Origin of the sequence: Desulfobacter sp. UBA2225 (assembly GCF_002348205.1) — a bacterium.
GTDB lineage: Bacteria > Desulfobacterota > Desulfobacteria > Desulfobacterales > Desulfobacteraceae > Desulfobacter > Desulfobacter postgatei.
In genome coordinates, this window is the sequence record NZ_DDYV01000127.1 from 1 (window position 1) to 8,033 (window position 8,033).

The 8,033-nt window shown below is 44.4% G+C and carries 7 protein-coding genes; 4 read left to right on the forward strand and 3 right to left on the reverse strand.

What is annotated here, in order from left to right; genetic code table 11:
- The first annotated feature begins 152 nt into the window (after positions 1–152).
- The gene (locus tag B3D59_RS06855) at positions 153–545 is read left to right on the forward strand and encodes a secondary thiamine-phosphate synthase enzyme YjbQ (RefSeq protein ID WP_286818581.1); all 393 of its coding nucleotides are present in this window, start codon (positions 153–155) and stop codon (positions 543–545) included.
- A gap of 480 nt (positions 546–1,025) precedes the next feature.
- Here the strand turns inward: B3D59_RS06855 and B3D59_RS06860 are convergent, their stop codons facing one another.
- The 3 genes from B3D59_RS06860 to B3D59_RS06870 all read right to left on the reverse strand — a co-directional run bounded on the left by B3D59_RS06860 (position 1,026) and on the right by B3D59_RS06870 (position 5,122).
- The gene (locus B3D59_RS06860) at positions 1,026–3,749 is read right to left on the reverse strand and encodes a cation-transporting P-type ATPase (RefSeq protein ID WP_286818582.1); all 2,724 of its coding nucleotides are present in this window, start codon (positions 3,747–3,749) and stop codon (positions 1,026–1,028) included.
- Positions 3,750–4,563: 814 nt separating this feature from the next.
- Complete coding sequence (locus B3D59_RS06865; RefSeq protein ID WP_286818583.1) at positions 4,564–4,830, reverse strand: hypothetical protein; 267 nt, start codon at positions 4,828–4,830, stop codon at positions 4,564–4,566.
- Positions 4,831–4,978: 148 nt separating this feature from the next.
- Entirely contained in the window at positions 4,979–5,122 is a 144-nt protein-coding gene (locus B3D59_RS06870) for a hypothetical protein (RefSeq protein WP_286818584.1), read from the reverse strand.
- Positions 5,123–5,201: 79 nt separating this feature from the next.
- On the opposite strand from B3D59_RS06870, the gene B3D59_RS06875 reads away from it, so the two are divergent.
- The 3 genes from B3D59_RS06875 to acsA form a co-directional block, all read left to right on the forward strand.
- Positions 5,202–5,441, forward strand: a complete 240-nt coding sequence (locus B3D59_RS06875; RefSeq protein WP_286818585.1) for a hypothetical protein — start codon at positions 5,202–5,204, stop codon at positions 5,439–5,441.
- A gap of 780 nt (positions 5,442–6,221) precedes the next feature.
- On the forward strand, positions 6,222–6,473 hold the full coding sequence (locus B3D59_RS06880) for a hypothetical protein (RefSeq protein ID WP_286818586.1): 252 nt from the start codon (positions 6,222–6,224) through the stop codon (positions 6,471–6,473).
- A gap of 61 nt (positions 6,474–6,534) precedes the next feature.
- Positions 6,535–8,033: acetate--CoA ligase (acsA, locus tag B3D59_RS06885; RefSeq protein WP_286818587.1), on the forward strand; the 1,499-nt coding region annotated here is incomplete at its 3' end.

The window sequence follows — 8,033 nt, forward strand, 5'->3', positions numbered from 1 at the left end:
GCAGCCAGGGTAAATGCATCAGCATTGAACGGTTCGGCGCATCAGCCCCGGGCGGCACGGTACTTAAAGAGTTTGGTTTTTCCGTGGACAACATTGTAAAAACCGCCCTGGAAATGTAAATTAAAAGCGAATCAGGGGGGATTAATAGACAGATGCAGTTTTCAATTAAAACCGGGGCCAGGACCCAGATGATGGACATTACCGCCCAGGTCCGGGACATTGTCCGGCAATCCGGCATACGCAACGGACTTGTGCATGTCTTTTCCATGCACACCACAGGTGCTGTGACTATTAATGAAAATGCGGATCCGGCAGTGCCTGTGGATATTTTATCCTGCATCAACAAAGTGATTCCTTTTGATGACAACTATAAACATATGGAAGGCAATTCAGCGGCCCACATAAAGGTAACCCTGTTCGGACCGTCTGAAACCGTTGCCCTTGAAAATGGAAATCTGGTCCTGGGTACCTGGCAAAGTCTTTTTTTTTGCGAATTTGACGGGCCCAGAACCAGAAAAATCAACGTGACAATTGTTGGCGCATAACATCTTCAATCATACCGGCTCGGTCAACTTTATCCGGTATTAAATTGAGCAGTTAAGTCTTCGGAATGGGAATTTGATTAATGTATAATCCTCTCCCGCCAGAATATAGAAGGGGCACAAGATGTTGTGCCCGGCACCGCTCCCTGAAAAGCGAGCTTTTACAAAAGGCTCGCCGTAAGATTTCTAAAATATTTAAAATACTTCCTTAAAACACAAAACCGATTAATATTGTGCAGCTATTTGAAAAGATTCCTGTCTTAGGACGGATTCATGGGGAGAAAAAGGCTGCTTAGTGGCGAAGGTATTGTAAGAGCCTGTTTAAAAATTGATGAATCGGCTGCAATCTCATGAGAATGGCCCCAATTCCCCCAAATTTTATGCCAATAGTCCGGCTATTAACAGAAAATTTGTGAAAATTGATTCTCATTTTCATGAGATTTCGCTTCGATACCCTAATTTTTAAACAGGCTCTAAATCAGGCTATTGTTTGATTTGAATACTTTTGCGACTGATTTTTTTTTCAATTTCAACCACAACGAAGATCATCAGACTGCTTAACAAGACAAGCCCCCATTGCCTCTGCCCCATTGGAGCGCTCTGAAAAATGGTGTTAAAAACCGGCAGATAGGTATAGAGCATCTGCATTAAAGTCATGATACCCACACCGGCCCAGAGCAGTGGATTACTGAACAGTCCCAGCGTCCAGACCGGATGGGTCATGGAACGGCAGTTGAAAAGGTAAAACATCTCTCCAAATACAAACATATTAACGGTCACGGTACGGGCCAGATCTTCATTACCATCAGTCAGGGCAAGTTCAAGTTCAAAAAAGCCAAAGCTGCCTATCACAAACAGTAAACTGACCATGACAATTCGTCTAATTAAAGGTGCTGTTAATATCGGCATAGACGGATCTCTCGGCGGGCGTACCATAATGCCGCTCTCCTTAGGTTCAAAAGCCAGCATCAGCCCCAATAATAGGGCTGTGGTCATATTAATCCATAGGATCTGCAATGGCAGTATAGGCAGCTTAGTTCCAAGCATAATGGCAGCAAGAATAACCAAACCTTCACCGCCGTTAGTTGGTAGGGTCCAGGTAATAAATTTAATCAGATTGTCAAACACCCCGCGGCCTTCTTCCACAGCGGCGTTAATGGTAGCAAAATTATCGTCAGTGAGTATCATATCAGCCGATTCTTTGGCCACTTCGGTACCTGCAATACCCATAGCCACACCGATATCAGCCTTGCGTAAGGCCGGGGCATCATTGACCCCATCGCCGGTCATGGCCACCACATAATTTTTCTTCTGCAAGGCCTCTACCAGCCGCAGCTTTTGTTCCGGTGACACACGGGCAAACACTGTTGTATCATCCGCAGTCTCTGTCAATTGTTCATCATCCAGTTGGCCAATATCAAGGCCAGTCAACACCTCTCGGGTATGATATGAACAGGTGTCACCGCAAAGTCCGATTTGACGTGCGATGGCACCGGCAGTGACGGCGTGATCACCGGTGATCATTTTTACACGGATTCCAGCCGTTTGGCAGGCAGCGACCGCTTCGATAGCTTCTGGTCGGGGTGGATCAATCATCCCTTGTAGGCCAATGAAAAGAAGACCCTCTTCCACGTCGGCATGGGTGATGCGGGTGGTGTCAGGAGGCATCTCTTTTTGGGCAAAAGCCAGTACTCTCAGGCCTTTGTCAGCCATTAATTCCACCCAGTCCGTTACAGCTCCTTGCGTTGGAACATCAGGTTCGCCGTCCGGTCCCATCATTGTGACACAATCAAAACAGATGCTTTCAATTGATCCTTTGACAAAAAGCAATCGGGGCTTTCCTTCACCCTGATCGTGAAGGGTCGCCATATACTGACGGGCAGACTCAAACGGAATCGTATCCAGCCGTGGCATTTCCTGTTCCAGAACACTGGGGTCATACCCTGCTTTCATGGCGGATACGATCAAGGCGCCCTCCGTGGGATCGCCTTCCACCCGCCATCTTTCACCGTCCCTCTTAAGTGCAGAGTCATTGCACAGCAGACCAGCTTTCAAAAGGGCGTGAAGCGACATGTTGGCTGTGGTATCAAATGAGTTTTCCCCAGGTGTAATTTCCCCCTCAGGATGGTAACCGACGCCGGATATCGCATAGCGATGTCCGGCGGCCACGATATCTTGAACCGTCATCTGGTTCTGGGTCAGGGTTCCTGTTTTATCCGAACAGATTATCATTGTAGAGCCTAATGTTTCTACTGCGGGAAGTTTTCGGATGATGGCGTTACGTTTTGCCATCCGGGACACACCTATGGCCAGCGTAATGGTTATGGCTGCGGGCAGACCCTCAGGAATGGCACCGACTGCCAACGCCACTGAAGCCATGAATATATCAACTAAATGCTGACCACGCACCAAACCGATCACAAAGGTGAAGGCGGCCATAGCCAGAATGGCATAAAGCAGAATACCGGAAAAGTCATGGATTTTTCGGGTCAGTGGGGTCTCGAGAACATCAGTTGCTGCAATAAGCTTGTTGATTCGACCAATCTCTGTGCTGTCACCGGTAGCAACAACAATACCACGGCCGGTGCCGAAAGTTACCAAAGTCGAGGAATAAGCCATGTTTCGTCGATCACCGATGGCCATGTCTGAATTTAGCACGGCCTTTTCTTTTTGAACAGGTACGCTTTCTCCAGTCAGGGCGCTTTCATCTATCTGCAGTTCCCTGGTTTGGATCAATCGAAGATCGGCCGGTACTTTATCGCCGGATTGCAGTAGGACTAAATCGCCGGGAACGATTTGCACAGCCTGGATTCGTTTTTTCTCTCCATTTCTTATGATTGTAGCTTCACTGGTCATGGCGCGGGACAGTGCCTCGATAGCCTTCATTGCTTTATCCTCTTGGATAAAACCGATAATGGCATTGACAATGACTACGGCAAAGATAACCCCGGCATCGACATATTCTGCCAGAAACAGAGTAATTAAGGACGCCGCCAGAAGTATAATGACAAGGGGCTGTTTTAATTGTAACAAAAACCGGATAACCACCCCCTGTCCTTTAGCGCGTGTAAGTTCATTGAGCCCAAACTGTGCCGCGCGGTCCTTAGCCAACTGATCACTGAGCCCTTTTGATTCGTGAGATTCAAGTTCGGAAACAACATCCGTTAATGACAGACTATGCCATAATTTTTCATGAATTTTCTGCATATTTAGCTCCTGTCTTTTTTATCTTGCCGCGTTTTGTTCGCATCGTGATATTATAGTTCAGGTCACATGACCTGATACTGTTTTTGAGCTATAAGATTTTGTTTTTATATGGTTTTAATGTTCGTTTTTGGTATCGAGTCATTTGGCCTGAACTATAGTTCCAATACATTTTTTTGTTGGCTTTTTTCCATAAGCACATAGACAAATATAATTTTATATTAAGAAAATAAAGTCATTCTGCCTACCTAAAAATCCCAAAGTCTTGATTCTTAAGGTTTTTCCACTCGGAATCAAGTGGGCTCATCTTCATCCAGCCAGGCATATGGAATTTCAGGTACACCGGTAACGCCGGATTCATCAAAAGAATACAGATCAATGATCTCTGCATCATCTTCATGTTTCAATATTTCGATCTCCTTTTGGGCTTCTTACGATTTGCTTTATGAGATGAAATCAGTTCCATACCATGTTGTCTGCAGAGACGCTCATCTAATATATCGCTGTCATAGGCCTTGTCACCTATCATGTGCTCTGGAAGCTTTTTCAGGAAGCGTTTATCAACTGTAGATTCAACCAGTTTCTCTTCGTGGGGTGAAGCGCTTTGTATGTCAATGGCGAAAGGAAAAGCAGAAGCGTCTGCGATTGCCAGGATCTTGGTCTCTTTATCTCGTTTTATAGGGCCGACAAAATCCCCCCTTTTTGTGGGTGTAAAACTTCCATCAATGAATCTCTTCTCGGACGTCCTGTCTTTTGTTTGAGGATGGAATTAAATGCTTGTATCCATTTACAGGGTGAATGGATACAAATGATTGGTTTAAGTCTCCTCTATTTTTATCGGATCGCATAGCAGCATGGGATTTACCGCGGTCTGTCCACATTTTTGACATTGCCATCTATCATTGTGTTCTTTCTTATGGCATGTTTTGGGAGGTTTGGAGCCTTTTACGCCGCACCAGTCAGCTTTTTTCCCCATGCCCTGGACTTTGCAGATATTATTTGAATCCAATGAAACAGCACCGCAATTGGCACAGATAAATGCTTTGGTATCTTCGGGGACAGGTATGTGTTTATTATTAGCCATGATTAAAAACTCCTTGTTTGATATGATTTGAATCATTCTTTGAGAAAGTAGTATAGCTATGACCCAAATGCAACTTCTTTTTTTAGCACGCATTCATTGAGACTCTATTTGTAGTTACCGATTGAGAATCACTTCTTGGTCTCATAATTTAAGGTTCAAATTGATCATGTTCCTGGCGTTGATAATGAATCAGGCCCACCAGAGAGGCAAACACGGAACCTGTGATAATGCCTGAAAGAACCAGGGTGATCACCGGGGTGTCCGGCCCGGTTCTGACCATGGTATACGCCATGGCCGGAAGGGTTCTGGGAAGCCGGATATCCCAGAGAATTTAACTGCTTTTGTTTTGTATGCCCTTCTGGGCATAAGTTATGAGCGCCTCTATTATAAATGGCGGCTGTGGTATTCTGGGGACGGTATTCTGGGGACAGTTTACTCAATTCAAACAAGAAACATGCTACGGTCAAACCGGAGATGTTGAGGAATTAGAGGCCCCACAATGTGTCTATTTATGTGGGGTGCAACCCTTACCAGTAAAGGCGTTGACTACTTTTGTTATTGGTGATCTGAAATATCAAATTGGGCAGATTAAACCGAGGGATTTAAGGTAAAGACTACCTTCAGGAAAAGGTCTGTTTTTTAGGCTTATGAGACCCCCAGACTATCCCTGTACTTCCACACCTTTCAAATCATCAAACCGGCGAGCAATATTACATGTATCGCCCATTTTTCAATTCCTACCGATTCGAATTTTCCTGAGGAGTTGACTAATGGTATGATTAAACTCTTTTCAGGAAATCATCCGACCACCACATATTGTGCCTGCATTGAAACGCCAAGAATCAATTTACTGGAAATTAAACATCCCCTGTCGAAAATTGCAGCAATCAATTTTATACCCTGTTAAATTCCTTTTTATTCTGGGCTAAAGAACCGTTGGCTATAATTATTGGCTGTGTCGTGTATTTTATCTACAGAAAACAGAAGATTAAGGCTCGCTGATCAGCTCGCATAGAATTATGATGCGTCCCTTGACAGCATGCCCACAGACTGCTATTTTACGTTAAACTTTAATTTAAAATAAAAAACCGGCTAATTCAAAAATTAATGTATAATCCTCCCCGACAGAATAGAGAAGAGGCACAAGATGTTGTGCCCGGCACCGCTGCCTGAAAAGCGAGCTTTTATAAAAGGCTCGGCGTAAGATCCCTAAAAATTCTGCTCTAATATTTTCAGCAAGTCCAATGGTATCTTTGATCTTTTCTGCCCTGCAATCTGTTTAGCACCGATCTTGAACTTGACTGGAAAAATAACATTGACTATTATCGTACGAGATTCCAGATTGAATTTAACTTTCGTGATGCAAAACAACACTGGGGCTTGAGGATTTCATGGTTGTAAAAGAACAATCACTCCTCAATGCTGCCAATTTATCCCTGTGGATGGTCAATGTTTCCCAGGCAATGCTGGTGATATCCGACGAAGAAAGTGTTCTTGACCTGAAAGCCCATCATCACGGGCTTCGTTATGCACAGGACGTATTTAAAATACTTCCTGAAAACACAAAACCGATTAATATTGTGCAGCTATGTGAGAAGATTCCCGTGATAGGACGGATTCATGGGAAGAAAAAGGCTGCTTAGTGGCGAAGGTATTGATTGAATATACTTATTATTTAATCCGGACTTTTCAAAGGACAAAAAAATGGAAAAGAATTGGATCGAAAAAAATATATCTGATCTTAAAGTTACCCCGAACCTGATCGACTATGAAAAAGAGAAAAAATCTTTTGAATGGGAAAAAATAGGCGAACAATTTGAAGGACTGCCCTGCGGAGGGCTCAATATCGCCCATGAAGCGATAGACCACCATGCCAACTCAAAACTGGCAAATAAAACCGCTTTGGTCTGGCTTGGCCAAAACAGCCAAAAGCAAGAGTTCAGCTTTGCTAAAATGAAAAAAGAGACGGCTAAATTCGCCAATGTCGTAAGATCTCTGGGACTTGCAAAGGGCGAAAGAATATTTACCCTCTCGCCAAGAGTACCCGAGCTCTACATTGCAGCAATAGGAATCTTAAAAAACCGAAATGTGATCTGCCCTCTTTTTTCACAATTCGGACCCGAGCCTATTTTACAGCGGATGCTCCGCGGTGATGCAAAAGCACTTCTGACCACAAAGAAACTCTTTGAAAAAAAGATACTTCCTATTATGGACCAGCTTCCCGATCTTCAATATATATTAGTAATAGATGAGCAATATGACCAAAGTGAAAAAATTCTTTCACTGCCTCGCCTTTTAAAAGAGGCTTCCGATGAGTTTGAGATCGAGCCCACCGATCCCGAGGATATGTCTATACTTCATTTTACCAGCGGAACCACAGGAATGCCAAAAGGAGTCGTTCATGTTCACAAGGCGCTTTATACGCACTGGATGAGTGGAAAATATGTATTGGACCTGCATTTAGATGATGTTTTCTGGTGCACGGCCGATCCTGGCTGGGTGACCGGAACTTCATACGGCATCATTGCCCCGTGGCTGCATGGGGTAACGAATATTGTAGATGAAGCAGAGTTCAATGCCCAAAGATGGTATAGCATTTTACAAGATGAAAAAGTTACCGTATGGTACACGGCTCCGACTGCGATCAGGCGTCTGATGAGGATCGAATCCGAACCGACACTTGAATGCGATCTTTCAAAGCTGCGCCTGATTCAAAGCGTAGGCGAACCGTTAAATCCAGAAGCCGTACTGTGGGGCCTGGAAAAACTTAAAATGCCGATTCATGATAACTGGTGGCAGACCGAAACAGGCGGTATCATGATCTCAAACCTGATATCACAAACAGTTAAACCAGGATCAATGGGCAGGCCTCTTCCGGGCATTGAAGCGTCGATAATAAAAGTAGAAGATGACGGTAGTGTAACGGAAATAATTGAACCCGGAGCCGAGGGAGACCTGGCCTTAAAACCGGGATGGCCCTCAATGTTCAGGGCATACCTTCATAATGAGGAAAAATATAACAAATGCTTTAAAGGCGGCCGGTATATCTCAGGTGACCTGGCCTATAAAGATGAGGATGGCTACTTCTGGTTTGTCGGGCGTGCCGATGATATCATAAAAACGTCAGGGCATATGGTAGGACCTTTTGAAGTAGAAAGTGCATTGATGGAACACCCCGCAGTCAATGCCGTTGACTTAAGAAA